Genomic DNA, 341 nt, shown 5'->3' on the forward strand with positions numbered 1-341 from the left:
ATGGCCGAATATGCCGCCGCGCATGACGTCCGCTACGCTCCGCATATCGGCATGTCCGGCATCGTCTGCGAGACCGCGAGCGTCCACGTGGCTGCCGCGATGCCGAACTTCGGCGTGATGGAATGCGAGTGTGATGCCAGCCCGTTCAAGACGCATCTGGCCGATCTCGCGCCCGGCTGCGTCAGGCAGAAGAACGGCACGCTCGATGTCCCGCAAAAACCCGGACTCGGCATCGAAATCGATTGGAAAGCCGTCAAGAAACTGAAAGCCGAATGAGGCCGAAGACCAGATGAAGAACCAGACTCCAGACCAGACCGGCGACCTGACCGAGGCGATGCGCC

1 protein-coding gene is annotated in these 341 nt (G+C 61.9%); it reads left to right on the forward strand.

Annotation, left to right across the window (positions count from 1 at the left end; all coding sequences use genetic code 11):
* Nucleotides 1–276, forward strand: a 276-nt coding sequence (locus EN852_RS37155; RefSeq protein ID WP_281407848.1) for an enolase C-terminal domain-like protein, incomplete at its 5' end; no start/stop codon positions are given.
* Nucleotides 277–341 lie beyond the last annotated feature (65 nt).

The organism is Mesorhizobium sp. M2E.F.Ca.ET.209.01.1.1, assembly GCF_004010375.2.
Lineage (GTDB): Bacteria > Pseudomonadota > Alphaproteobacteria > Rhizobiales > Rhizobiaceae > Mesorhizobium.